Below are 282 nucleotides of genomic sequence, written 5' to 3'. Positions count from 1 at the left end.
CCCTTCGACAAGACCTTATCCTTCAACTGCTTGCCCCAGATGTTGTCCACGGCATTGTAGATGTCGTAGGCATCCGAGACACATGCGTACACACGCCCCTCACCGCCGAACTGGTCGATCATGTTCGAGAAAGCGCGGGCCTCATTATCGCGGCCCCATGCAGTCACCGTGAAGTGCTCCATGGCCGGGATCGAGAAGCCTGCGACCGACTCATCATAGTAACGACGAGCCGCGACCAGTGCCGGTACCGTGTCGGTGCCCATAAAGTTCACAAGATGGGCC

At 58.2% G+C, this 282-nt stretch carries 1 protein-coding gene; it reads right to left on the bottom strand.

Annotated elements, in window-relative coordinates; translation table 11 throughout:
- The coding region (locus AC1RPN_RS08900) for a hypothetical protein (RefSeq protein ID WP_481763828.1) at positions 1-282 on the bottom strand (282 nt) is incomplete at both ends.

The organism is Dellaglioa sp. CoH-57-MRSF-20 (genome assembly GCF_056781955.1).
The sequence above is the reverse complement of the archived record's forward strand: the minus strand, read 5'-3'. Positions and strand labels throughout refer to the sequence as shown.